Consider the following 25,647-nt stretch of genomic DNA (forward strand, 5'->3'; position numbering starts at 1 on the left):
AATGAAAAGGAGCACACATGACACCTCAAGAAATGTGGAATGAATACAAGAAAATCAATCCCTCGATCAGAGATGAAATCGATGCCTGGGCTTTTGGAGTGGAAGCAGATCTCTTGGCAGATTTAGTTCTAAGAGGCGAAAAGACAGCAACCGCCTCAGCCTACGACCTCTATGCACTAGAGGATGAACCTCTTCCACAAGAAGGGACCTTCGATGTTATTTTAGACAGTCAAAATCAGGCTGTCTGTATTGTCGAAATTACAAAGGTTTCCGTTCAGCCCTTTCATCAAGTTTCTGCTGACCATGCCTTTAAGGAAGGTGAGGGGATAAATCTTTAGCCTATTGGCGTCAGGTTCATGAGGACTTTTTCACCGAGTGGATGAGGGAGGCCGGACTGACTTTTACACCTGACAGCAAGGTTGTTTTGGAAGAATTTCTCAAGGTCTACCCTCTGTAGACAGATAGAAGGAAGAAAGTTTTGGAAATTGCCGTCCAATCCTTTTTTCTCAAGCAAAACATGATATAATAAGTTTGTTTGAAGAAGAGTAGCAGCTCTTAAACTTAGAATAGGAGAAAACTATGCAAGCAGTTGAACATTTTATTACGCAATTTGTTCCTGAACACTATGATTTATTTTTAGACTTGAGTCGTGAGACCAAGACCTTTTCTGGCAAGGTGACCATCAGTGGTCATGCGAAAAGTGACCGTATTTCCCTTCACCAAAAAGACTTGGAAATCGCTTCTGTAGAAGTTGCAGGTCAAGCTCGTCCATTTACAGTTGATCATGAAAATGAAGCCCTTCATATCGAACTGGCTGAGGTAGATCAAGTTGAAGTGGTTATCGCTTTTTCAGGAAAAATCACAGACAACATGACAGGAATTTACCCTTCTTACTATACTGTTGATGGAGTGAAGAAGGAAGTTTTGTCTACGCAGTTTGAAAGCCACTTTGCGCGTGAAGCCTTCCCGTGTGTGGATGAGCCAGAAGCCAAAGCAACCTTTGATCTCGCTCTCCGCTTTGACCAAGTAGAAGGTGAAGTGGCCTTGTCTAACATGCCTGAGATTGATGTTGAAAACCGTAAGGAAACAGGTATCTGGAAGTTTGAAACAACGCCTCGTATGTCTTCCTACTTGTTGGCTTTTGTTGCTGGTGATTTGCAAGGGGTAACGGCTAAAACAAAAAACGGTACTCTCGTAGGTGTCTACTCTACCAAAGCCCACCCACTATCTAATCTTGATTTCTCATTGGACATCGCTGTTCGCTCCATTGAGTTTTACGAAGATTACTACGGAGTTAAATATCCAATTCCTCAATCGCTTCATATCGCCCTCCCTGACTTCTCATCGGGTGCTATGGAAAACTGGGGTCTTGTAACTTACCGTGAAGTTTACTTGGTTGTGGATGAGAACTCAACCTTTGCTAGCCGTCAGCAAGTTGCCCTTGTTATCGCCCACGAGCTTGCCCATCAATGGTTTGGAAACCTCGTTACTATGAAATGGTGGGATGACCTCTGGCTCAATGAAAGCTTCGCTAACATGATGGAATACGTCTGTGTGGATGCCATCGAGCCAACTTGGAATATCTTTGAAGACTTCCAAACAGGTGGAGTACCAGCCGCTCTTAAACGTGATGCGACTGATGGCGTTCAGTCTGTCCACGTCGAAGTTAAACACCCAGATGAAATCAATACCCTCTTTGACGGAGCTATCGTCTATGCCAAAGGAAGCCGTCTCATGCACATGCTTCGTCGTTGGCTAGGTGATGCTGATTTCGCTAAAGGTTTGCATGCCTACTTTGAAAAACACCAGTATGGAAATACCATTGGTCGTGACCTTTGGAATGCCCTTGGACAAGCGTCAGGACGTGATGTGGCGGCCTTCATGGATTCTTGGTTGGAACAACCTGGTTACCCAGTTCTCACTGTCAAAGTTGAAAATGATGTTTTGAAGATCTCACAAAAACAATTCTTCATTGGTGAGCATGAAGACAAGAACCGTCTTTGGGTAGTACCCCTTAACAGTAACTGGAAAGGCTTGCCAGATACACTTGAAACGGAAAGTATCGAAATTCCTGGCTACGCAGCTCTTCTTGCTGAAAATAACGGAGCTCTTCGTCTCAACACTGAAAATACTGCCCACTACATTACCGACTATCAAGGAGACTTGTTAGAAGCTGTTCTTGCTGAGCTAGAGATACTTGATAACACAAGCAAACTGCAAATCGTTCAAGAACGTCGTTTGCTTGCTGAAGCAGGACACATTTCTTATGCTGACTTGCTCCCAGTCCTTGATAAACTTGCTAAGGAAGAGTCCTACCTTGTGGTTTCAGCTGTTTCTCAAGTGATTTCTGCCCTTGAGCGCTTTATTGATGAAGGAACAGAAACTGAGAAAGCCTTTAACACTTTGGTTGCTAAATTAGCTCGTCACAACTATGACCGTCTTGGTTTTGAAGCCAAAGATGGGGAATCAGATGAGGATGAATTGGTTCGTCAGTTAGCTATTTCCATGATGATTCGCTCTAATGATGAAGAAGCTAGTCAAGTCGCTAGTCAGATCTTTGCAGCTCACAAGGAAAATCTTGCAGGACTTCCAGCAGCTATTCGTTCTCAAGTCCTTATCAATGAAATGAAACACCATGAGACCAAGGATTTGGTCACAACTTATCTGGATCTATACACTCATGCGACGGATGCGGTCTTTAAACGCCAGTTGGCCGGAGCTCTTGCATACAGTACAGATGCTGACAATATCCAAACCTTGATTAGCTCATGGAAGGACAAGTTTGTAGTGAAACCACAAGACCTTTCTTCATGGTACCTCCAATTCCTCGGACACCAAGTAACCCAAGAAACTGTTTGGGTATGGGCTCGTGAAAATTGGGATTGGATCAAAGCAGCCCTTGGTGGTGACATGAGCTTTGACAGCTTTGTTATCTTCCCATCACATATCTTTAAAACAGATCAACGTTTGGCAGAGTACAAGGAATTCTTTGAGCCACAACTCTCTGACCTTGCTCTTAGCCGCAACATCCGAATGGGTATCAAGGATATCGCAGCTCGTGTTGACTTGATTAAGCGTGAGAAAGCAGCGGTTGAAGCAGTTGTTGCACAATATGGCAAGGCTTAAAACCTTCTATTCTAAATAGTAATCAAAACTCAACTTTCTCTTGGAAAAACAAGAAAAGTTGAGTTTTTTTTAAGATATTTTTGCTATAATGGATATAATAAGGAGGAATTTTTGATGATTAAAATTCTATTAGTGGAAGATGACCTAGGTCTGTCAAATTCAGTTTTTGATTTTTTGGATGATTTTGCGGATGTCATGCAGGTTTTTGATGGCGAAGAAGGTCTATACGAGGCTGAAAGTGGTGTTTATGACTTAATTCTATTGGACTTGATGTTGCCAGAAAAAAATGGTTTCCAAGTTTTGAAAGAATTGCGTGAAAAAGGAATTATAACCCCAGTCCTTATCATGACTGCCAAAGAGAGTTTGGATGACAAGGGACATGGTTTTGAGCTTGGAGCTGATGATTATCTGACCAAACCATTCTACCTAGAAGAACTCAAAATGCGTATCCAGGCCCTTCTCAAACGTTCTGGGAAATTTAACGAAAATACCTTGTCATACGGTGACTTGACAGTCAATCTATCTACCAATGAAGTGAAGGTTCAGGATGCCTCTGTTGAGCTGCTCGGTAAAGAATTTGAACTCTTGGTTTATTTCCTCCAAAACCAAAATGTCATCTTACCAAAAACTCAAATCTTTGATCGTTTGTGGGGATTTGATAGCGATACGACTATTTCCGTTGTGGAAGTCTATGTCTCAAAAGTTCGCAAGAAACTGAAGGGTACAGCCTTTGCTGAAAATCTTCAAACCTTGCGTAGTGTTGGGTATATTTTAAAACATGTTTAAGAAATTTAGAAAGAATTGGTACGCAGAAGATTTCAGTTATTTTATCCGTAATTTTGGTGTTTTTACGCTGATTTTCTCTGCCATGACCCTGATTATCCTGCAGGTTATGCACTCCAGTCTCTACACATCAGTTGATGAGAAACTGCTATCCCTCAGCAAAAATCCTCAAGATATTATTCAATTGGCGGTCAATCGCGCAACTGAGGACGTAAAGGATTTGAGTAGCGGCAGTGTCACTTCAGCTTCTGATAAAAAGCCAAATGTGAGTTCCAATACTGAAGTGATTTTGCTCGATTCAAATTTGAATCAATTAGTGACTGGAAATCGCTTTTTAGGATTAGACAGAATCACTTTCAATAAAAAGGATTTAAACCATATTCGCCAACTCCATGTTGTGAATAGTTACGGTCAGGATGAGATTTATCGTGTTGTCCTGACTGAAATGAATATTGATTCGGTTTCGACCAATATCAAGTATGCTGCTATCCTGATTAACACGAGCCAACTAGAGCAGATTAGTCAAAACCACGAACAGTTAATCGTGGTGGTGATGGCAAGTTTTTGGATTCTATCTATCTTGGCCAGTCTTTATCTTGCTCGTGTCAGTGTGAAACCCTTGCTTGAAAGTATGCAAAAGCAGAAGAGCTTTGTGGAAAATGCCAGTCATGAATTACGGACGCCGTTAGCAGTTCTTCAGAACCGTCTAGAAACTCTTTTTAGAAAACCAGAGGCTACCATTCTGGAGTCAAGTGAGAGCATCGCTTCTAGTTTGGAAGAAGTTCGAAATATGCGCTTTTTAACAACCAATCTTCTCAATCTGGCACGTAGGGATGATGGAATCAAGCCAGAGTTCGGAGAAGTAGAGCCCGACTTCTTTGATACGACCTTTACCAACTATGAAATGATTGCATCTGAGAATAATCGTGCTTTTCGTTTCGAGAATCATGTCCATCGCACCATTATCACAGATAAACTCCTTCTCAAGCAATTGATGACCATTCTATTTGACAATGCGGTCAAGTATACAGAAGAAGAGGGTGATATTTATTTTGAGATTTCAACGACAGAACGCAGCCTTTATCTAACGGTTGCAGATAATGGTATCGGTATTTCTGCAGTCGATAAAAAGAAAATCTTTGATCGTTTTTATCGCGTTGATAAGGCTCGGACACGTCAAAAGGGTGGTTTCGGTTTAGGCTTGTCTTTAGCTAAGCAGATCGTCGATGCCTTAAAGGGCTCTATCAGTGTGAAAGATAACAAACCTAACGGAACAATTTTTGAAGTCAAGATAGCTATCTCAACACCATCAAGACGAAAGAATAAATAAAAAAACCTTCGATGAATCGAAGGTTTTTATTTGATTTTTTTCTTGATAAAAGTGCGCTGAAATTGTAAAGCCACGAGACTGAGGCCGATAGCCAAAGCAAATGATAAAACAGTGTTCAATTTTAGCGATAAGAACATAAAACTAAAGATAGCTAAAAAGACGCAGAAGCAAGCAATGTTTACAAAAAATAGGACTTCCTTTACACTAGCGACAGAAGTATTCTCTGGAACATAATCTTGATACTGAGCAGTTTTTTTACTTTCTTGTTTGAACTCATACGGGTGTAGTTTTCTTGCGGGCATATTTCTCTCCTTAACAGTACATTACTATTTTATCATTTTTTAAAGAGAGAATTATTACAGGATTGTTACAAATTGCATAAAATCTGTTATCAAGGTCACTTTCAGTTTTCTTGACATTCTTATGGCAACATGATATGATGAGTAAACTGTTTAAATTTTATCATTTTTTTCTATCTTATACGAGGAGAAGTTTGATGATTGAAACGAATAAAAATCATACACAGATGCAAATAAATTCAATTTTCAAGCAAGGACAGGATTCTTTTAAATTGATTCTAGTTGTTCATGACGAGATAGTTTTCTATCTTTAGTGCTATGGTAAAGAGGAGATTTGTTCCCTCGACAACAGAATACTTAAAGGAGATTGGCATGTATCTTGCTATCAAAGAAATTTTACAGAATAAACTGCGTTACAGTTTAATTCTAACAACCATTTTTCTCATTGCTTTTATGGTCTTTTTTATGACCAGTTTGGCTCTCGGGCTTGTTCGAAATAACAGGGCTGCTATTGATAATTGGCAGGCAACAGGAGTTGTGCTATCCGATTATGCAAATGATAATTTGACGGCATCCTTTATACCAGAAAAAGACTACAAAGATAAAGTGTCTGAGGATGCTGTTCCCCTAAGCTACATGTTTGCGGTGACAAACCTTGTCGATAGTAGTGACAAGTTGAATGTCTCTATTTTTGGTCTAGAGTGGGACAGTTTTATCTCGCCAACCTTGATTGAAGGGCGTTACCCAGAAAATGACCAAGAAGTGGTAGTGGATCAGTCTTTTGAAAATTACGGCATCAAACTCGGGGACGCTATTCAACTCAACGGAAGTGAGACAAGTTTTAAGATTGTAGGTTTGACCAGAGAAAATAAATTTTTCACGGAACCTGTTGTCTTTACAAGTTTAACAACTTATTGGGATTTACAAGGAATAACAAAAGGCAATCGTTCGATCTCTGCATTGGTATTGCAAAATAATGTAGAAGTGACTGGCGATGGCTTGAAGCAGATTTTTATTCAAAAAATGATTTCGAAAATTCCTGGCTATACTCCACAGGTCAATGTATTTTCAGGAATGATTCTAGCTATGATTGTCATTACAGGTCTGATTGTAGGGATTTTTATCTACATCATTACCATTCAAAAATTAGGCCTCTATGGAATTATGCGAGCACAAGGAATTCAGATCAAATCCATCGTATGGTCCCTTTTCTGCCAAATCTTTTTCTTATCTGGTTTGGGTATAGGATTGGCTTTATTAGCTATTTGGATTGTCATTTTAGTCTTACCTGCAACCTTCTTTTTCTACCCTAGTTGGTTGGCATACATTATGCTAAGCTTGGTTATCTGCTTGATGGCACTTCTGGGTGGCGTCATTTCGCTTCCGCGTCTACTTAAAGTGGATCCAATTACAGCGATTGCAGAATGATAAGGAGAATGATATGACGACACTAATTGAGATGATTCAAGTGACAAAAACTTATGGCGAAGGCAATATGAAAGTCGTAGCTCTCCATGAGACCAATTTTCAGCTGAATTCCGGTGAGTTTGTAGCTATCGTGGGGCCTTCTGGATCAGGTAAAACAACCTTTTTAACGACTCTAGGCCAACTTCAGGAAGCTTCAAGTGGAAAGATTCTAGTAAAGGGAAAAGAGACTGGGCATTTATCTGAAAAAGAAAAAACGGATTTGCGCTTCCGTGAATTTGGTTTTATCCTCCAGGCTTCAAATTTGATTCCATTTTTAACGGTTAAGGAGCAATTAGATTTAATTGACCGTTTGGATAAAAAGAAATCTATAAAAAGTGATCGACAAGAGTTATTTACTTTGTTGGATTTGGAAAAAGTCCAAAATCACTATCCAAAAGCTCTCTCTGGCGGAGAACGCCAACGCGCTGCAATTGCTAGAGCCTTATACAATAATCCGAGTATCGTGCTTGCAGATGAGCCGACAGCTAGCTTAGATACGCAACGTGCTTATCAAGTTACGGATATGTTGGCTTCAATTGCCCATGAGCAAGGCAGGGGAGTTGTCATGATTACACATGATACTCGCCTGCTAGATAAGGTTGACCGTATTTATGTGATGGATGACGGACGACTTGTTGAAAAGACACAAGCATAAATCTAAAAAGTGAACTGTTATTGATACGGTTCACTTTTTTTAAAATTTGGACTAACAAGATCCACTTTTCTATATAGCTGATTTTTTGGAAATGTGGTATAATTTTCTCTATGGAAAAGATTATCATTACAGCAACTGCTGAAAGTATTGAACAAGTTGAACAACTACTTGAAGCTGGTGTCGACCGCATTTATGTCGGTGAGAAAGATTTTGGACTTCGTTTGCCAACGACCTTTAGTCATGAAGAATTGCGTGAAATCGCAAAAATCGTCCATGATGCAGGTAAGGAATTAATCGTTGCAGTTAACGCCCTCATGCACCAAGATATGATGGACCGTATCAAGCCCTTCCTAGACTTTTTGGAAGAAATCAAGACAGACTATATCACAGTTGGGGACGCAGGTGTCTTTTATGTCGTTAACCGTGATAAATATTCTTTCAAAACGATTTACGATGCCTCAACCATGGTTACCAGCAGTCGTCAGATTAACTTCTGGGGACAAAAAGCAGGAGCGTCAGAAGCAGTTTTGGCGCGTGAAATCCCATCTGCAGAACTTTTCAAAATGCCTGAGATTCTTGAAATTCCTGCTGAGGTCTTGGTATACGGTGCTAGTGTCATCCACCATTCGAAGCGTCCACTCTTGCAAAACTACTACAATTTCACACAGATTGATGATGAAAAATCTCGTCAACGTGATTTGTTCTTGGCTGAGCCAAGTGACCCAGAGAGCCATTATTCTATTTTTGAAGACAATCATGGGACTCATATCTTTGCTAACAATGACCTTGATTTAATGACCAAGTTGACTGAACTAGTAGAACATGGATTTACCCACTGGAAACTGGAAGGTCTCTACACTCCAGGCCAGAACTTTGTAGAAATTGCAAAACTCTTTATCCAAGCGCGCAATTTGATTCAAGAGGGTAACTTTACACATGACCAGGCCTTCTTGCTTGATGAAGAAGTTCGCAAGCTCCATCCTAAAAATCGTTTCTTGGATACTGGATTTTACGACTATGACCCTGATATGGTTAAATAAACATCACAAAACCCGACATAACATGTTCGGGTTTTTCTAGTGCAAGGATGAATTTGAAGCGTATTCATGATATAATAGAAGTAGCTCTATTTGGAGGTGTATAAGTGGAAAATCTGAAAAAAATGGCAGGTGTCAAGGCTGCTGAGTTCGTCAAAGATAGTATGGTTGTCGGGCTTGGAACAGGCTCAACTGCCTACTATTTCGTAGAAGAAATAGGTCGTCGTATCAAGGAAGAAGGCCTACAGATTACAGCTGTAACGACTTCTAGTGTGACCAGCAAGCAGGCAGAAGGACTCAATATTCCTCTTAAGTCTATTGATCAAGTAGACTTTGTAGACCTGACAGTTGATGGTGCAGATGAAGTAGACAGTCAGTTTAACGGCATCAAAGGCGGTGGTGGGGCCCTTCTCATGGAAAAGGTTGTCGCAACTCCATCTAAAGAATATGTCTGGGTCGTTGATGAAAGTAAACTAGTAGAGAAACTGGGTGCTTTTAAATTACCTGTAGAGGTCGTTCAGTATGGTGCCGAACAAGTATTTCGTCGTTTCGAGCGAGCTGGCTATCAACCAAGCTTCCGCGAAAAGGATGGCCAACGTTTTGTGACAGACATGCAGAACTTTATCATTGATCTAGCCTTGGAAGTCATTGAAGATCCGATTGCTCTTGGGCAAGACTTGGACCATGTCGTTGGTGTCGTAGAGCATGGCTTGTTTAACCAAATGGTAGATAAGGTCATCGTTGCTGGACAAAATGGCGTTCAGATTTTAACTTCAACAAAAGCAAAATAATCAAAAAAGGAGACACACTATGCCAAAATTTAATCGTATTCACTTGGTGGTGCTAGATTCTGTAGGGATCGGTGCAGCACCAGATGCTAATAACTTTGTCAATGCTGGGGTTCCTGATGGTTCCTCAGACACTCTTGGACACATTTCAAAATCAGTAGGTCTGAATGTCCCAAATATGGCAAAACTTGGTCTTGGAAATATTCCTCGCGAAACACCATTGAAAACAGTTCCAGCTGAGAGCAATCCAACTGGTTACGCAACTAAGTTAGAAGAAGTCTCTCTAGGTAAAGATACCATGACTGGCCACTGGGAAATCATGGGACTTAATATCACAGAACCGTTTGATACTTTCTGGAATGGATTCCCAGAGGAAATCTTGACGAAAATCGAAGAATTTTCAGGACGCAAGGTCATTCGTGAAGCCAACAAACCGTACTCAGGAACAGCTGTTATTGATGACTTTGGACCACGCCAAATGGAAACTGGCGAGTTGATTATCTATACTTCAGCTGACCCTGTCTTGCAAATCGCTGCCCACGAAGACATCATTCCTCTGGATGAACTATACCGTATCTGTGAGTATGCTCGTTCGATTACTCTTGAGCGCCCAGCACTTCTAGGTCGTATCATTGCCCGTCCTTATGTAGGTGAGCCTGGAAACTTCACTCGTACAGCTAACCGTCGTGACTTGGCTGTATCTCCATTTGCCCCAACCGTCCTCGATAAACTCAACGAAGCAGGTATTGATACTTATGCTGTTGGTAAAATCAACGACATCTTTAACGGTTCTGGTATCAACCATGACATGGGCCACAACAAGTCAAATAGTCATGGAATTGATACACTGTTGAAGACTATGGGACTTGCTGAGTTTGAAAAAGGATTCTCATTTACAAACTTGGTAGACTTTGATGCCCTTTATGGTCACCGCCGCAATGCTCATGGGTACCGTGATTGTTTGCATGAGTTTGATGAACGCTTGCCTGAAATTATCGCAGCCATGCGAGAGGATGACCTTCTCTTGATTACTGCGGACCATGGAAATGATCCAACCTATGCTGGTACTGACCATACTCGTGAATATATTCCACTTTTAGCATACAGTCCATCCTTTAAAGGCAATGGATTACTTCCAGTTGGACACTTCGCTGACATCTCAGCAACAATTGCGGATAACTTTGGCGTTGAAACTGCCATGATTGGGGAAAGCTTCTTAGATAAATTGGTTTAAGATGATTCGATATGCTTTACTTGTTCGGGGCATTAATGTAGGTGGGAAAAATAAAGTTGTCATGGTGCAACTTCGTCAAGAACTGACAGAGTTGGGACTGGAAAAGGTTGAAACCTACATCAACAGTGGCAACATTTTCTTTACTTCGACAGCTCCCAAAGCCCAATTGGTTGAAAAGTTAGAGACTTTCTTTGAAGTCCATTATCCATTTATTCAGAGCTTTTCCTTGTTGAGTCTTGAGGACTTTGAAGCGGAACTTGAAAATCTGCCTGAATGGTGGACCAAAGATTTGGCACGAAAGGATGTGCTCTTCTACACGGAGAGCTTGGATGTGGATCAAGTCATCGAGAAAGTGAACGGTTTGGAACTGGAAGATGAAGTGGTTCATTTTGGAAGACTTGGGATTTTCTGGGGAAAATTTTCTGAGGAATCCTACTATGCAACTGCCTATCACAAGTACTTGCTCAAGATGCCTTTTTATCGCAACATCACCATTCGCAATGCTAAAACTTTTGACAAAATTGGTCAAATGCTTAAAAAAATAAAAGGAGACACACAATGACATTTTTAGACAAAATCAATGAAACAGCTGCTTTCCTGAAAGATAAAGGAATCCAAGCGCCTGAGTTTGGTCTAATCCTTGGATCAGGACTAGGAGAATTGGCAGAAGAAATCGAAAATCCAGTTGTAGTTGACTATGCAGACATTCCAAACTGGGGGCGTTCAACAGTAGTTGGTCATGCTGGTAAATTGGTATATGGAGAACTTGCAGGCCGCAAGGTCTTGGCTCTTCAAGGTCGTTTCCATTTCTACGAAGGAAATCCTCTTGAAGTCGTGACTTTCCCAGTACGTGTGATGAAAGTTCTCGGATGTGAAGGTGTCATTGTAACCAATGCAGCTGGCGGTATTGGATTTGGTCCTGGTACTTTGATGGCTATCTCAGACCATATCAACATGACAGGCCAAAATCCATTGATGGGTGAAAACTTGGATGATTTTGGTCCTCGTTTCCCAGATATGTCTAAGGCCTACACACCAGAATACCGTGCTACTGCCCATGAAGTGGCTAAGAAACTCGGGATTAAGCTTGATGAAGGTGTCTATATCGGTGTAACTGGTCCAACTTATGAAACACCTGCAGAAATTCGTGCCTATAAGACACTGGGAGCAGATGCTGTTGGTATGTCTACGGTTCCTGAAGTTATCGTGGCAGCTCACTCTGGCTTGAAGGTTCTTGGAATTTCATGTATTACTAACCATGCTGCTGGTTTCCAAGAAGAACTCAACCACGAGGAAGTTGTAGAAGTGACCGAACGTGTTAAAGGTGACTTCAAAGGCTTGCTGAAAGCGATTCTTGCTGAATTGTAATCATGTTACAAGAGTTGAGGAGTAGTCTTCAGAAAATCCCCTATAACCTCAAATTAGTTCTAGCGGTCATAATGCTAGGGCTAGTTTCAGGTATATTCGGAATTTTGCTTCATTATCTTTTAGAACTGGTTGAAGGGATTGCTTTTGGTCAGACAGAGCATACCACTGGATTCTTGACAGATGGTGTTGCCTCAATACGGATAGGCTTCAATTTAATCATCGTGGGTGTCAGTTCTGCCTTGGTCTGGTATTTCTTGCAAAGAAAAGCAAAGATTTATTCCATCAAAGCTCAGATGAAGGATGAGACTTCACAATACAAACTTCATTTTTTAAGACAGCTATTTCATTCAATTTGGCAGATTATTGCAGTTGGAGGGGGAGCACCTATTGGCAAAGAAGCTGCACCGCGGGAGATTGGAGCTTTATTTGCAAGACCTATTGCCAATATTTTTTCTCTCTCCGTAAAGGACCAAATCTTTCTCATTACCTGTGGAGCTGGTGCGGGTTTAGCGGCTGTCTATCAGGTTCCGTTAACGAGTGTGTTTTTCGTTTTTGAAACCTTGGGAATTGCTTTATCTGTCAAACGTTTTTTCTTGGTCGGTCTGACTACATATGTGTCAGCCATTACAGCAGGCTTTGTTGTTTCAGATCATGCTCTCTACCAGATTCCAGCCATGACTTGGCCACTAGGTGATATGTGGCTTGTTCCCCTATTAGTTCTTTTCCTGACTCCACTCGCTTGGCTTTTTAGTCGCTTCAACAAACAAGTTTCTTCAAAGAGAATAAAGGACAAGCGGATACTCTATACTCTGCCGGTAACATTCCTTTTCCTTGTTGGATTGGCTAGCCATTTGCCTCATCTACTTGGTAATGGGCGTATGATGGCTCAGGAGATTTTAAACGGCAGTAATGCCAAGACGGTAATCCTCTTGTTTGTCTTGAAAGCCTTGGTCGTTTTAGTTACCCTTTGGGCAGGTGCCTATGGCGGTACCTTGACCCCATCTTTTGCCTTGGGGATGGCAGGAGCTGCACTCTTGACCATGATTTTAGGTAGTGGCAACCAGCCAGCAGTTTTGCTATTAGGTTCGGTTTGCTTTTTAGCTGTGACCTTGAAGGCACCCCTGTCTGCAACTGGATTGGTAATGGGGTTCACTGGTCAGTCATTTGAGGCCCTACCTTTTCTTTTGGTGACTGCTTACTTGACATTTGGTTTTGCTAAAATGCTGGACCGAACCCCTTGGGAGAAATACTTACGACCTAAGACAAGGATAAAAGAAAATTAATAAGAATACTCTAGTTTTTCTAATCCAAAATATATTTTTGTTTTATAATCAATATCATTTAATAAAGAAAAGTAGAGCGTGTGTTCTAATTTGAACACGAGCGGAAAACTTTTTTAAACAAAAAAAGAAAGGATGGGTTAACCGTATTCGCTGAACTGAATACGGACGGCTCTCCTCTAAATCAAAATTAAGAAAGAAAGGTAGAGCATGTGTTCAGATTTGAACACGAGCGGAAAGCTTTTCTAAATAAAAAAATGAAAGGAAGGGCAGTTCGGGTTTGAATTGAACCCGGGCTAGAGGCCGTGTAAAAAAGATAAATCCTCCTAGATGCAGGGCATCTTTGTCGGATTTCCTATTTTTACTTTGCCTCTTTAACGCCCTTGGTATCTTAAATTATGTCTATCCATATTGCTGCTAAGCAGGGTGAAATTGCTGATAAAATTCTTCTTCCTGGGGATCCTCTTCGTGCGAAATTTATTGCTGAGAATTTCCTTGAAGATGCTGTTTGCTTCAACGAAGTCCGTAATATGTTTGGTTACACAGGTACCTACAAGGGGCATCGTGTATCTGTTATGGGAACTGGTATGGGGATGCCATCTATCTCCATCTATGCCCGTGAGTTGATTGTCGACTACGGAGTGAAGAAATTGATTCGTGTCGGAACTGCTGGTTCTTTAAATGAGGATGTACATGTCCGTGAATTGGTATTGGCACAAGCTGCTGCCACCAATTCAAACATCATCCGCAATGACTGGCCTCAATACGATTTTCCACAAATCGCTAGCTTTGACTTGCTAGATAAGGCTTATCATATTGCCAAAGAGCTTGGCATGACAACGCATGTAGGGAATGTATTGTCATCAGATGTCTTTTACTCAAACTACTTTGAAAAGAATATTGAACTCGGTAAGTGGGGCGTGAAAGCTGTCGAAATGGAAGCAGCAGCTCTTTACTATCTAGCTGCCCAACACCATGTTGATGCTCTAGCTATTATGACCATCTCGGATAGTTTGGTCAATCCAGATGAGGACACCACAGCAGAAGAACGTCAAAATACCTTCACTGATATGATGAAGGTTGGTTTGGAAACATTGATTGCTGAATAAAAGGGAACACAAAAGAGGCTGGGACAAAAGTCCTAGCCTCTTTGGATTGTCGAGCAAGACGCAGTGGTTGAGTGGGGTCTACTAGGCTGATTTCATCAGCTTTTACAGCCCTACTCAACTGTGCGAAGGTGGGACGACGAAATCGAATTCTAACGAATTACCGATTTCTGTCCCACTCTCTTTTTTAGTCATTCACCCCATACTGACCTTAATGAAATGTTACTCTATCGTCTATTTTTATCCTCTTTGAAAATTTCTTCAAACCACTTCAGCTTCCATCTGTAACCTCAAAATAGTATTTTGAGCAACCTGCGGCTAGCTTCCTAGTTTGTTCTTTGATTTTCATTGAGTATTAAGAGATTGAAAGAAACAATCAATCTCTGCTTGAGAATGGAGAATGCGCATCTTTTCTGGGTAAGTATTGTTTAAGTATTGATATCTATCCTTTGCATTTTTCGTTCGTCCATCCCAAAGAATCCAGCGGATAAACTCCCAGTCAAAACGTTCAGGACAACCGTCTGCCATACTTTCTCTAACTTTTCCTCTGTATCTTAGATAGCGTTTAAAGGCTCTTGCTAAACAATTCCATGCTGAGAAGTTTAAAAAGATAATCTGATCAGCTTGCTCCATTCTTTCCTCGTAGCAACACCAGCTATAGTTGCCGTCGATAACCCAATCCTCATGTTTAGAAAGGAAAGTCTTCATCTCCTTTAACATCCAATCGTGGTCGCTATCTTGCCACCCAGGCTGAAATTGCAATCGGTCTATATGGAGTTTAGGAATGGAGTAGTAGCTGGAAAGTTTTTCTGCCAGAGTAGATTTACCTGAGCCTGAATATCCTATAATAGCAATTTTCATGATAACCTCCAGAAAAATGTGTACAAAAAAAGCTCCGAAGAGCTCATTTTGTATCCAGTTAAAGATTAACCAAGTTTAGATGCAAGACGTGCTTTATCACGGTTAGCTTTATTCTTGTGGATCAAACCTTTAGTTTCTGCTTTATCGATGGCTGAGCTAGCAGCACGGTAAAGTTCTTCAGATGGGTTTGCTTCAAAAGCTTTGATAGCAGTACGCATAGCTGATTTTTGAGCTGAGTTCTTTTCGTTTTGTTTAACGTTCAATTCAGCGCGTTTGATAGCTGATTTAATGTTTGCCAATGTTCTTACCTCCATATTTACTAACTATACCATTATATCTGAAAACTATTATTTTGACAAGGGGAAATCACTTTTTTAAATAAATTTCATCAATTTCATGATTTTTAGATTTATGAAGAATGACTTCGGCCCGATTTCTGGTCGGTTCGATATAGTTTTGTAGATTGGTCAAATTAATACTTGTCCAAACCTGATGGGCAAAATCTTTTACTTCACTAATTGGTTGCTGGGTGAAACGATAGTAATAGTTGTTTGGATCATCTTGTGCAAAGCTAAGAAGTTTCAAGAAACGGTCCAAATACCAGCTCTCAATATCCTCGACGGCAGCATCAACGTAAATGGAAAAATCAAAGAAATCCGTGATGTAAAGACGGCTATTTTGTGGCGTTTGAAAAACATTAATACCCTCAACTATGATAAAATCCGCTGCTTGAACTCGTTGTTTTTGATGAGGAACAATGTCGTAGATTTCATGAGAATAAACAGGAATGTCAACATCTTGTCCATTTTTTAGTTGATCTAGGAAATCGAGCAATCTTTCCATATCATAACTCTCAGGGAACCCTTTTCGGTTTAGGATATTTCGCTCGTTTAAGATGCTGTTAGGATACAGAAAGCCATCAGTTGTCACTAATTCAACACTTGCCTCTGGAAAAATACGAGAAAGCAAAATTTGTAAGAGTCGACTAGTAGTTGATTTGCCAACAGCGACACTACCTGAAATTCCGATAATAAATGGTTGATTTTTACTCTCTCTTTGGAGAAAAATTCCTTTTGAAAATGCTAGGTCTTCTTTGGAACGTTTGTAGATTTGAATCAGATGAGCCAGTGGCAGGTAAATATCTGTTACGTCTTTGAGACTAATCTGGTCATTAAAACTCTTAATCGAATCCAATTCCTCCTCGGTTAAAGGAGGTGTTGTTTTACGATGTAAAGATTGCCAAGTTATTCGGCTGATTTTTTCATAATGTAAAAATTCGTTGGTCATAAATTTTCCTCGTTTGATACCTCAGTATACCATAATTTAGAAATAAAGGCATCTGAATCATTTGAGAAAAAGCGCTTTCTTTGTTAGAATATAAGTAGAATAAACATCAAAAGAGGTGATGTTATAAGACTAGTAGTGAGCGATAACATTCTAAAATGGACTAGCTTACTAGTTGCGATTTTGTGGCTATCTCCGACTGTAATAGAATTTACTGTGACATTAGGGAATCAAGCCTATAGCTGGTCTGCTTTTGTCTTGTTATTTTTGCTACCAATCATTGGTTTTATCTACTTGATTTTCGCTTTCTTAATACGAAAATGGTGGTTCTTCTTATTTGGTCTAGTTTGTGTTTTTTCTTTTCCCATTACGATGGCTTTGGGTGCTTACTTGCTTGGTCCCTAAGGGATTCGGTAATTTATACTATTTTTTAATAAATCGATGGAAAAGAATGGGCTTTGCTGTCATGCAAACGATTTACAATTAACTTATTTATGTGGTAAAATAAAACTATGAGTAAAATGTATTATGCAGAAAATCCAGATGCTGCCCATGATGTTCACGAATTAAGAGTGGAGCTACTTGGACAAAAGATGACCTTTTTGACAGATGCAGGTGTCTTTAGCAAAAAAATGATTGATTTCGGAAGTCAATTATTGTTAAGATGTGTCAATGTTGAAAATGGTGAAAAAATTCTTGATGTAGGTTGTGGCTATGGTCCTATTGGATTAACTTTAGCAAAGGCTTACGATGCCCAAGCAACCATGGTGGATATCAACAATCGTGCCCTGGATTTAGCTCAGCAAAATGCACTGAAAAACAATGTTCAAGCGACTATCTTCCAGTCCAACATTTATGAGCAGGTAGAGGGACTATTTAATCATGTCATTTCGAATCCGCCTATTCGTGCTGGCAAGCAAGTCGTTCATGAAATCATCGAGAAAAGTATTGATTATCTTACGGATGGTGGAGATTTGACCATTGTCATCCAAAAGAAACAGGGAGCTCCTAGTGCTAAAAACAAGATGGAAGAAGTTTTTGGTAATTGCGAGGTTGTAAAGAAAGATAAGGGATATTATATCCTTAGAAGTGTGAAAGAATGAGAGCAGTAGACCTAATCCAGAAAAAAAGAGACGGCCAAGAACTAACCTCAAGTGAAATCCAATGGCTGATTGAAGGTTATGTTGCAGGAACTGTTCCTGACTACCAGATGTCTGCCTTTGCTATGGCTGTGTATTTTAAAGGTATGACTACACAGGAGATTTCTGATTTGACTATGAATATGGTCAAGACAGGTCAAGAATTTGATTTATCCGCTATTGAAGGTATCAAGGTTGATAAACACTCAACTGGTGGAGTAGGAGATAAGGTCACCTTGATTTTAGCTCCCCTGGTTGCCAGTTTTGATGTTCCAGTGGCTAAGATGAGTGGTAGAGGTCTGGGACACACCGGTGGAACTATCGATAAATTAGAATCTATCAAAGGATTTCAAGTCGAACGCAGTCAGGATGACTTTATCAAACAAGTCCAAGATATGGGTGTTTCAGTCATTGGACAGTCTGATCAACTAGTCAAAGCGGATAAACTGCTTTATGCACTACGAGATGTGACTGCGACAGTTGATACCATCCCCTTGATTGCTAGTTCTGTCATGAGTAAAAAGATTGCAGCTGGTGCTGATGCTATCTTACTGGACGTAACAGTTGGTGAAGGTGCCTTTATGAAGACAGTCGACGAGGCACGTCAACTGGCTCAAACCATGGTAAATCTTGGGAAGGCAGTAGGTCGAAAGACCGTAGCAGTCATTACGGATATGAGTCAACCTTTGGGACGTGCCATTGGGAATCGCTTGGAAATTCTAGAAGCACTAGAAATTCTTCAGGGTAAAGGACGCGAGGATATTAGCCACTTTATCTGTGAGTTAGCCCAGATTATGCTATCTTTGGCAAATGTTGAAAAAACGGTTGAGGAAGTGAAAGAACATCTTGAGAATGGCAAGGCTCTTAAAAAATTTGAAGAGATGGTTCTTGCTCAGGGTGGAGATTTAGAAGATCTTTATCGGCCTGTAAAAGTTGATCATGTAGTAGAAATTCCTGCTCAGTTAGATGGTGTCATTGAGGCACTTCCAGCCATGGAGTTCGGTCTTTTTGCCATGAGATTAGGTGCTGGACGTGCAGTGAAAACAGATACTCTTGACTATGAGACGGGGATTGTTTTTGAGAAGAAAGTTGGAGAATCAGTCAAAAAGGGCGAAATTGTCGCAAAAGTATATGCAAATGGCAAAATTTCTCCTGAACTAGTTACAGATTTCCAAAAATATGTTAAAATTAAAATAAGTGATGAAGCGATAAAAACACGTGAAATCATCGAAATTATCTCCTAATTTAAGGATAAAATGATATGAAATTAAATAAATACATTGATCATACGCTATTGAAGCAAGATGCGACAGTAGAACAAATCGATCGTTTGCTATCTGAAGCAAGAGAGTACGATTTTGCAAGTGTTTGTGTAAATCCATGCTGGGTTTCTCATGCAAAAGCAGGTCTTAAAGATACAGATGTAAAAGTTTGTACGGTTGTAGGTTTCCCTCTAGGAGCCACAACTTCAGCTGTTAAGGGTTATGAAACCAAAGAAGCTATCCAAAATGGTGCTGACGAAATTGATATGGTTATCAACGTTGGTGCACTCAAATCAGAAAATGCTGCATTTGTTGAGTCAGATATTCGAGCAGTTGTTGAAGCAAGCGGAGACAAACTCGTTAAGGTGATTATTGAAGCTTGTTTGTTGACAGATGAGGAAAAAGTTCTTGCATGTCAACTAGCCCAGAAAGCAGGAGCAGACTTTGTCAAGACTTCTACAGGTTTCTCAACAGGTGGTGCAACACTACCAGATGTTCAATTAATGCGCCAGACAGTTGGACCGGATATGGGTGTCAAAGCTGCTGGTGGAGCTCGTTCTTATGCGGATGCTGTTGCTTTTGTTGAGGCAGGAGCTACTCGTATCGGAACATCGTCTGGTGTAGCAATCCTTAAAGGAGAATTAGCTGATGGCGACTACTGAGTTGATTGATTTAGCAATTGAAACTAGTAAAAAAGCCTATGTGCCCTACTCACATTTTCCAATTGGTGCCGTATTGGTTGCCAAGGATGGAAGTGTTTATACTGGAGTCAATGTCGAGAATGCTAGCTTCTCTTTGACCAACTGTGGTGAAAGAACAGCTATCTTTAAGGCGGTTTCTGAAGGACAGCGAGACTTTTCAGAATTGATTGTCTATGGTCAAACAGAAAAACCGATTTCGCCTTGTGGTGCTTGTCGCCAAGTCATGGTCGAATTTTTTAAACCAGATCTAAAGGTGACTCTAGTCGCCAAAGATAAAACGACGGTCGAGATGACGGTCGGGGAATTACTTCCATACTCATTTACAGACTTGAACTAGTCTGTGCTGCTCACTGAGTAGCAAGGGTCCTTGTGACCAAACAATCCATACTTGCAACATCGTTGCGCATCTTATTTAGGAGGTTCAGTAATGAACAAGAAACAATGGCTAGGCCTTGGTCTAGTTGCAGTAGCAGCATTTGGACTTGCTGCATGTGGTAATCGCTCTTCTCGCAACGCAGCTTCATCTTCTTCTGATGTGAAGACTAAAGCAGCTATCGTTACAGATACTGGTGGTGTTGATGATAAATCATTCAACCAATCAGCTTGGGAAGGTCTTCAAGCTTGGGGTAAAGAACATAACCTTGAAAAAGATAAAGGTTATACTTACTTCCAATCAACAAGTGAAGCTGACTACGCAAACAACTTGCAACAAGCAGCTGGAAACTACAACTTGATCTATGGTATTGGTTTTGCACTTAAAAATGCAGTTGCTGATGCTGCCAAAGAACATACAGATATAAACTATGTTTTGATTGACGATGTGATCAAAGATCAAAAAAATGTTGTAAGTGCTACTTTTGCTGATAACGAAGCAGCATACCTTGCAGGTGTCGCTGCAGCTAAAACTACTAAAACAAAACAAGTTGGTTTTGTAGGTGGTATGGAATCTGAAGTTATTTCTCGCTTCGCAGCTGGTTTCAAAGCTGGTGTTGAGTCAGTTGACCCATCTATCAAAGTTCAAGTAGACTACGCTGGTTCATTTGGTGATGCTGCTAAAGGTAAAACAATCGCTGCAGCTCAATATGCTGCAGGTGCAGATGTTATCTACCAAGCAGCTGGTGGTACTGGGGCAGGTGTCTTCTCTGAAGCTAAATCTTTGAACGAAAGCAAAAATGAAAGTGAAAAAGTTTGGGTTATCGGTGTAGACCGTGACCAAGTAGATGAAGGTAAATATACTTCTAAAGATGGTAAAGAAGCTAACTTCGTACTTGCTTCTACTTTGAAACAAGTTGGTACAGCTGTAAAAGACCTTGCTAACAAAGCTGAAAAAGGTGAATTCCCTGGTGGTCAAGTTATCGTTTACTCATTGAAGGATAAAGGTGTTGACTTGGCAGTAACAAACCTTTCTGAAGAAGGTAAAAAAGCTGTTGAAGATGCAAAAGCTAAAATCCTTGATGGTAGTATCAAAGTTCCTGAAAAATAATGGATGGAAGTCATTTCTTAGGAAGCGGTCTTGGGCCGCTTCTTTAAGAATTGAGGCAAATGGTTTTGTCTCAATAGAGCTTGCTAAGTTTCTTTAGCAGGTTTTATTGAAACAAAATAAAACTCTGAAAGGAAGAGCACATGGCACACGATAATGTCATTGAAATGCGTGAAATTACCAAAGTTTTTGGTGAATTTGTCGCTAACGACAAGATTAACCTTGAGCTTCGTAAAGGTGAAATTCATGCACTTTTAGGAGAAAATGGAGCGGGCAAGTCCACTCTTATGAACATGCTAGCGGGGCTTCTAGAACCAACTAGTGGTGAAATTGTGGTCAACGGTCAAGTTGTGAAGCTAGACTCGCCATCAAAAGCAGCTAGCCTCGGAATTGGGATGGTTCACCAACACTTTATGTTGGTAGAAGCATTCACTGTTTCTGAAAATATCATTTTGGGGAGTGAGTTGACCAAAAATGGTGTGCTAGATATTGCTCGTGCAACTCGAGAAATCAATGAGTTGTCTGAACGCTATGGTCTTGCTGTGGATCCTTCTGCCAAAGTTGCAGATATCTCTGTCGGGGCTCAACAACGGGTTGAAATCTTAAAGACACTTTATCGTGGAGCAGATATCCTTATCTTTGACGAACCAACTGCCGTCTTAACACCATCAGAAATCGATGAGTTGATGGCTATTATGAAGAATTTGGTCAAAGAAGGGAAATCAATTATCTTGATTACCCATAAATTGGATGAAATTCGTGCTGTATCTGACCGCGTCACTGTTATCCGTCGTGGTAAATCTATCGAAACAGTTGAAATTGCTGGTGCAACCAATGCTGACTTAGCTGAGATGATGGTAGGTCGTTCTGTTTCCTTCAAAACTGAGAAACAGGCGGCTCAACCAAAAGAAGTGATTCTATCGATTAAAGACTTGGTTGTCAACGAAAACCGTGGTGTTCCAGCGGTTAAAAATCTATCCCTCGATGTTCGAGCTGGTGAGATCGTCGGAATTGCCGGGATTGATGGAAATGGTCAGTCAGAATTGATCCAAGCTATCACTGGCCTTCGAAAGATTGAGTCGGGTAGTGTGGAGCTGAAAGGCCAGTCCATCGTAGGATTGCGCCCGCGCCAAATTACAGAAATGAGTGTAGGTCACGTTCCAGAAGACCGCCATCGTGATGGTTTGGTTTTGGAAATGATGATTTCTGAGAACATTGCTCTTCAAACCTACTACAAAGAGCCTCTTAGCAAGAAGGGTATCTTAAATTATAGCAATATCATCGGATATGCTAAACAATTAATGCAAGAATTCGATGTGCGTGCTGCTAGTGAGATTGTTCCGGCTAAAGCTCTTTCTGGAGGAAATCAACAAAAAGCTATCATCGCTCGAGAAGTCGATCGAAATCCTGATCTCCTTATCGTCAGCCAACCTACTCGTGGTCTGGATGTCGGTGCTATTGAGTACATTCACAAACGCTTGATTCAAGAGCGTGATAATGGGAAAGCTGTCCTTGTAGTTAGCTTTGAACTTGATGAGATTCTAAATGTCTCTGATAGAATTGCCGTTATCCACGATGGTAAGATTCAAGGGATTGTAACCCCAGAAACAACCAACAAGCAAGAGCTTGGTGTCTTGATGGCTGGTGGTGAATTGGAAAAGGAGAAGAGTGATGTCTAAAAAATTACAACAAATTTCGGTTCCTTTGATTTCTGTTATTTTAGGGATCCTACTCGGAGCCATCGTCATGTGGATTTTTGGCTACGATGCTATCTGGGGATATGAAGAACTTTTCTACACAGCCTTTGGTAGTGTACGTGGAATCGGTGAAATCTTCCGTGCCATGGGGCCTTTGGTCTTGATTGCTCTAGGATTTGCAGTGGCAAGCCGTGCTGGTTTCTTTAATGTTGGTCTTCCAGGACAAGCCCTCGCAGGTTGGGTTATGAGTGGTTGGTTCGCTCTTTCTTTCCCAGATTTGCCACGTCCCTTAATGATTCTTGCGACAATTGTTATTGCCTTGGTTGCGGGAGGAATCGTTGGTGCTATTCCTGGTATTTTAAGAGCCTACCTTGGGACATCTGAGGTTATCGTAACCATTATGATGAACTACATTGTTCTTTATGTGGGAAATGCCTTTATCCACAGCTTCCCTAAAGAAATTATGCAAAGTACGGATTCGTCTATTCGTGTTAGTGCAAATGCAACTTATCAAACACCTTGGCTTGCTGAGCTAACAGGAAATTCTCGTATGAACATTGGGATTTTCTTTGCTATCATAGCCGTTGCGGTTATCTGGTTCATGCTTAAAAAGACAACTCTCGGTTTTGAGATCCGTGCAGTTGGTCTAAATCCAAATGCTTCTGAATATGCAGGTATTTCAGCTAAACGTACCATTATTCTATCCATGATTATTTCGGGTGCCCTCGCAGGACTTGGTGGAGCAGTAGAAGGACTTGGTACCTTCCAAAACGTCTACGTTCAAGGTTCATCATTGGCAGTCGGATTTAACGGTATGGCAGTAAGTCTACTTGCGTCAAACTCCCCAGTTGGAATTCTATTTGCGGCCTTCTTATTCAGTGTCCTACAGGTTGGAGCACCGGGTATGAATGCTGCACAAGTACCGTCTGAGCTTGTAAGTATCGTTACAGCCTCAATTATCTTCTTTGTCAGCGTTCACTACATCATCGAACGCTTTGTCAAACCAAGAAAACAACTTAAAGGAGGTAAATAAGGATGTCGATTACAACAATGTTAACCCTTATGGTTTCGTCCATGTTGATTTACTCAGCACCACTTATTTTCACAAGTATCGGAGGAGTTTTCTCTGAACGTGGTGGAGTTGTTAACGTTGGTCTTGAAGGAATCATGGTCATGGGTGCATTTTCTGGAGTTGTTTTTAACCTTGAATTTGCTCAAGATTTGGGAGCATTAACTCCTTGGTTGGCGCTTCTAGTTGGTGGATTAGTAGGTGCAATCTTCTCGCTCATTCACGCAGTAGCTACAATTCATTTCCGTGCTGACCATGTTGTCAGTGGTACCGTACTTAACTTGATGGCGCCAGCCTTGGCAGTCTTCTTGGTCAAGGTGCTTTATAACAAGGGACAAACGGATAACTTAACGCAAACATTTGGTCGATTTGATTTCCCTCTTTTGGCGAATATCCCAGTTATCGGAGATATCTTCTTCAAGTCAACAAGTTTACTTGGTTATCTAGCAATTGCTTTCTCATTCTTAGCATGGTTTGTTCTCTTTAAAACTCGCTTTGGACTTCGTCTTCGTTCAGTTGGTGAACACCCACAAGCAGCAGACACTTTGGGAATCAATGTTTACAAGATGAGATATCTTGGAGTTGTGATTTCAGGTTTCCTCGGAGGAATCGGTGGAGCTATTTACGCTCAATCAATTTCTGTTAACTTCTCAGTGACAACCATCGTCGGTCCAGGGTTTATCGCTCTTGCTGCCATGATTTTCGGTAAATGGAATCCTGTTGGTGCTATGCTTTCAAGTCTTTTCTTTGGACTATCACAAAGTTTGGCAGTTATCGGTTCTCAATTACCTTTCCTACAAGGAGTGCCAGCAGTTTACCTTCAAATCGCACCTTACCTCTTGACCATTGTCGTTTTAGCAGCCTTCTTTGGTAAAGCTGTTGCTCCGAAAGCAGATGGTATCAACTATATTAAATCTAAATAATATAAAAAAACGTCAGTTTCAACTGACGTTTTATTTTTTAGGTTCTTGATGAGTTAAGTTGAGTCCCCAAGGGATAATATTTTCCGTTTTATTTTGGATGCGTTTGATATTGTCCTTGTGTCTCACAATCACTAAACTTGCAAGACCAATCATAATCACCGTGAAAAGTAGATCATAACTAGTTAAAATAAAACCAAACAGAGGAAATAGAAGGACTCCAAGAATCGCAGCAAGAGCAGCCGATATACTGGAAAGGGAAATCATGCTACCAAGATAGAGGCTTCCAAAGAATACGACTGCTAGATAGAGACAGAAAACAGGCGCAAATCCGAAAATCACCCCAGCACTGGTTGCGACAGCCTTGCCCCCCTTAAATCCTGCAAAGATAGGGAAAGTATGTCCAATCACAGCCAAAAGTCCAAATACAAGAGGTGATACACCTTGTAAATGGAAAAGGATAGGAAGGAGAGTTGCCAAGGTCCCTTTAAAGAAGTCAATCACAAAGGTTGCCATACCTGCTTTCTTACCTAAAATGCGGAAAGTATTGGTCGTTCCGGTATTGCCGGATCCATGTTCTCTTAGATTGATGTTAAAGAAGATTTGCCCAATCCACAAGCCTGAAGGGATCGAACCCAATAAATAAGCTAAAATTAATAATACTATTGTTATCATGCTTCTATTATACCATGAAACAGGAGAGAAACGTAAGGAATCTTTTCTGGAATTGTGACATCTGAAATCTTGTAATAGAAAGATTT

General features: G+C 40.7%; 25 protein-coding genes and 1 pseudogene. 21 read left to right on the forward strand and 5 right to left on the reverse strand.

The genetic code is table 11. The annotated features are described in order from the left end of the window. The first annotated feature begins 17 nt into the window (after positions 1 to 17). From NGI26_RS02675 to NGI26_RS02690, 4 genes and pseudogenes are all read left to right on the forward strand, one after another. Positions 18 to 457, forward strand: a pseudogene (locus NGI26_RS02675) (ASCH domain-containing protein). Between the two features lie 122 nt (positions 458 to 579). After that, the gene (locus NGI26_RS02680) at positions 580 to 3,126 is read left to right on the forward strand and encodes a M1 family metallopeptidase (protein ID WP_251935609.1); all 2,547 of its coding nucleotides are present in this window, start codon (positions 580 to 582) and stop codon (positions 3,124 to 3,126) included. Positions 3,127 to 3,240: 114 nt separating this feature from the next. After that, positions 3,241 to 3,912, forward strand: coding sequence for a response regulator transcription factor (locus NGI26_RS02685; RefSeq protein WP_251935611.1), 672 nt, complete (start codon positions 3,241 to 3,243; stop codon positions 3,910 to 3,912). Next, positions 3,905 to 5,239 (forward strand): sensor histidine kinase, encoded by a 1,335-nt coding sequence (locus tag NGI26_RS02690; RefSeq protein ID WP_251935613.1) that lies wholly within the window; start codon positions 3,905 to 3,907, stop codon positions 5,237 to 5,239. The genes NGI26_RS02685 and NGI26_RS02690 overlap by 8 nt, the downstream gene beginning before the upstream one ends. 26 nt (positions 5,240 to 5,265) lie before the next feature. Here NGI26_RS02690 and NGI26_RS02695 read toward each other — a convergent pair whose 3' ends face one another. Beyond that, positions 5,266 to 5,541 (reverse strand): DUF3270 family protein, encoded by a 276-nt coding sequence (locus NGI26_RS02695; RefSeq protein WP_251935615.1) that lies wholly within the window; start codon positions 5,539 to 5,541, stop codon positions 5,266 to 5,268. Positions 5,542 to 5,910: 369 nt separating this feature from the next. On the opposite strand from NGI26_RS02695, the gene NGI26_RS02700 reads away from it, so the two are divergent. The 9 genes from NGI26_RS02700 (at position 5,911) to deoD (ending at position 14,476) form a co-directional block, all read left to right on the forward strand. Then, positions 5,911 to 6,966 (forward strand): ABC transporter permease, encoded by a 1,056-nt coding sequence (locus NGI26_RS02700; RefSeq protein ID WP_251935617.1) that lies wholly within the window; start codon positions 5,911 to 5,913, stop codon positions 6,964 to 6,966. Between the two features lie 13 nt (positions 6,967 to 6,979). Further along, entirely contained in the window at positions 6,980 to 7,660 is a 681-nt protein-coding gene (locus NGI26_RS02705) for an ABC transporter ATP-binding protein (RefSeq protein WP_251935619.1), read from the forward strand. A 110-nt stretch (positions 7,661 to 7,770) separates the two neighbouring features. Next, positions 7,771 to 8,700: a peptidase U32 family protein gene (locus NGI26_RS02710; protein ID WP_251935622.1), complete on the forward strand. Its 930-nt coding sequence runs from the start codon at positions 7,771 to 7,773 to the stop codon at positions 8,698 to 8,700. A gap of 104 nt (positions 8,701 to 8,804) precedes the next feature. After that, on the forward strand, positions 8,805 to 9,488 hold the full coding sequence (gene rpiA, locus NGI26_RS02715; RefSeq protein ID WP_251935625.1) for a ribose-5-phosphate isomerase RpiA: 684 nt from the start codon (positions 8,805 to 8,807) through the stop codon (positions 9,486 to 9,488). A gap of 19 nt (positions 9,489 to 9,507) precedes the next feature. Continuing rightward, on the forward strand, positions 9,508 to 10,719 hold the full coding sequence (locus NGI26_RS02720; protein ID WP_251935627.1) for a phosphopentomutase: 1,212 nt from the start codon (positions 9,508 to 9,510) through the stop codon (positions 10,717 to 10,719). A 1-nt stretch (position 10,720) separates the two neighbouring features. Beyond that, a complete protein-coding gene (locus tag NGI26_RS02725; protein WP_251935629.1) occupies positions 10,721 to 11,281 on the forward strand; it encodes a DUF1697 domain-containing protein in 561 nt (186 codons plus the stop codon). Beyond that, a complete protein-coding gene (locus NGI26_RS02730; RefSeq protein ID WP_153225929.1) occupies positions 11,278 to 12,087 on the forward strand; it encodes a purine-nucleoside phosphorylase in 810 nt (269 codons plus the stop codon). The genes NGI26_RS02725 and NGI26_RS02730 overlap by 4 nt, the downstream gene beginning before the upstream one ends. Positions 12,088 to 12,089: 2 nt before the next feature. Next, positions 12,090 to 13,370 (forward strand): chloride channel protein, encoded by a 1,281-nt coding sequence (locus NGI26_RS02735; protein WP_251935632.1) that lies wholly within the window; start codon positions 12,090 to 12,092, stop codon positions 13,368 to 13,370. A 395-nt stretch (positions 13,371 to 13,765) separates the two neighbouring features. Further along, positions 13,766 to 14,476: a purine-nucleoside phosphorylase gene (gene deoD / locus NGI26_RS02740; protein ID WP_000022080.1), complete on the forward strand. Its 711-nt coding sequence runs from the start codon at positions 13,766 to 13,768 to the stop codon at positions 14,474 to 14,476. 342 nt (positions 14,477 to 14,818) lie between these two features. Here deoD and NGI26_RS02745 read toward each other — a convergent pair whose 3' ends face one another. The 3 genes from NGI26_RS02745 to coaA all read right to left on the reverse strand — a co-directional run bounded on the left by NGI26_RS02745 (position 14,819) and on the right by coaA (position 16,621). Further along, the gene (locus NGI26_RS02745; protein ID WP_251935634.1) at positions 14,819 to 15,334 is read right to left on the reverse strand and encodes a DNA topology modulation protein; all 516 of its coding nucleotides are present in this window, start codon (positions 15,332 to 15,334) and stop codon (positions 14,819 to 14,821) included. 65 nt (positions 15,335 to 15,399) lie between these two features. Next, entirely contained in the window at positions 15,400 to 15,648 is a 249-nt protein-coding gene (gene rpsT / locus NGI26_RS02750) for a 30S ribosomal protein S20 (protein ID WP_006148721.1), read from the reverse strand. A 52-nt stretch (positions 15,649 to 15,700) separates the two neighbouring features. Beyond that, complete coding sequence (gene coaA / locus NGI26_RS02755) at positions 15,701 to 16,621, reverse strand: type I pantothenate kinase (RefSeq protein ID WP_251935647.1); 921 nt, start codon at positions 16,619 to 16,621, stop codon at positions 15,701 to 15,703. A 509-nt stretch (positions 16,622 to 17,130) separates the two neighbouring features. Between coaA and NGI26_RS02760 the strand changes: the two genes are divergently transcribed. From NGI26_RS02760 to NGI26_RS02795, 8 genes are all read left to right on the forward strand, one after another. Beyond that, entirely contained in the window at positions 17,131 to 17,721 is a 591-nt protein-coding gene (locus NGI26_RS02760) for a class I SAM-dependent methyltransferase (RefSeq protein ID WP_251935649.1), read from the forward strand. Further along, the gene (locus NGI26_RS02765) at positions 17,718 to 19,001 is read left to right on the forward strand and encodes a pyrimidine-nucleoside phosphorylase (protein ID WP_251935651.1); all 1,284 of its coding nucleotides are present in this window, start codon (positions 17,718 to 17,720) and stop codon (positions 18,999 to 19,001) included. Before NGI26_RS02760 ends, NGI26_RS02765 begins: the two co-directional genes overlap by 4 nt. Positions 19,002 to 19,018: 17 nt before the next feature. Continuing rightward, positions 19,019 to 19,681, forward strand: coding sequence for a deoxyribose-phosphate aldolase (gene deoC / locus NGI26_RS02770; protein ID WP_251935653.1), 663 nt, complete (start codon positions 19,019 to 19,021; stop codon positions 19,679 to 19,681). Continuing rightward, on the forward strand, positions 19,668 to 20,057 hold the full coding sequence (locus tag NGI26_RS02775) for a cytidine deaminase (RefSeq protein ID WP_251935655.1): 390 nt from the start codon (positions 19,668 to 19,670) through the stop codon (positions 20,055 to 20,057). The genes deoC and NGI26_RS02775 overlap by 14 nt, the downstream gene beginning before the upstream one ends. 90 nt (positions 20,058 to 20,147) lie before the next feature. Beyond that, positions 20,148 to 21,203: a BMP family lipoprotein gene (locus NGI26_RS02780; protein ID WP_251935657.1), complete on the forward strand. Its 1,056-nt coding sequence runs from the start codon at positions 20,148 to 20,150 to the stop codon at positions 21,201 to 21,203. A 140-nt stretch (positions 21,204 to 21,343) separates the two neighbouring features. Further along, the gene (locus NGI26_RS02785) at positions 21,344 to 22,879 is read left to right on the forward strand and encodes an ABC transporter ATP-binding protein (RefSeq protein ID WP_251935659.1); all 1,536 of its coding nucleotides are present in this window, start codon (positions 21,344 to 21,346) and stop codon (positions 22,877 to 22,879) included. Further along, on the forward strand, positions 22,872 to 23,930 hold the full coding sequence (locus tag NGI26_RS02790; RefSeq protein ID WP_214261756.1) for an ABC transporter permease: 1,059 nt from the start codon (positions 22,872 to 22,874) through the stop codon (positions 23,928 to 23,930). Before NGI26_RS02785 ends, NGI26_RS02790 begins: the two co-directional genes overlap by 8 nt. Positions 23,931 to 23,932: 2 nt before the next feature. Further along, positions 23,933 to 24,889, forward strand: a complete 957-nt coding sequence (locus NGI26_RS02795) for an ABC transporter permease (protein ID WP_251935661.1) — start codon at positions 23,933 to 23,935, stop codon at positions 24,887 to 24,889. 30 nt (positions 24,890 to 24,919) lie between these two features. On the opposite strand, the gene plsY is transcribed toward NGI26_RS02795, so the two are convergent. Continuing rightward, a complete protein-coding gene (gene plsY / locus NGI26_RS02800; RefSeq protein WP_251935663.1) occupies positions 24,920 to 25,561 on the reverse strand; it encodes a glycerol-3-phosphate 1-O-acyltransferase PlsY in 642 nt (213 codons plus the stop codon). Positions 25,562 to 25,647: the final 86 nt, after the last annotated feature.

Source organism: Streptococcus sp. Marseille-Q0941 (assembly GCF_943736975.1).
GTDB lineage: Bacteria > Bacillota > Bacilli > Lactobacillales > Streptococcaceae > Streptococcus.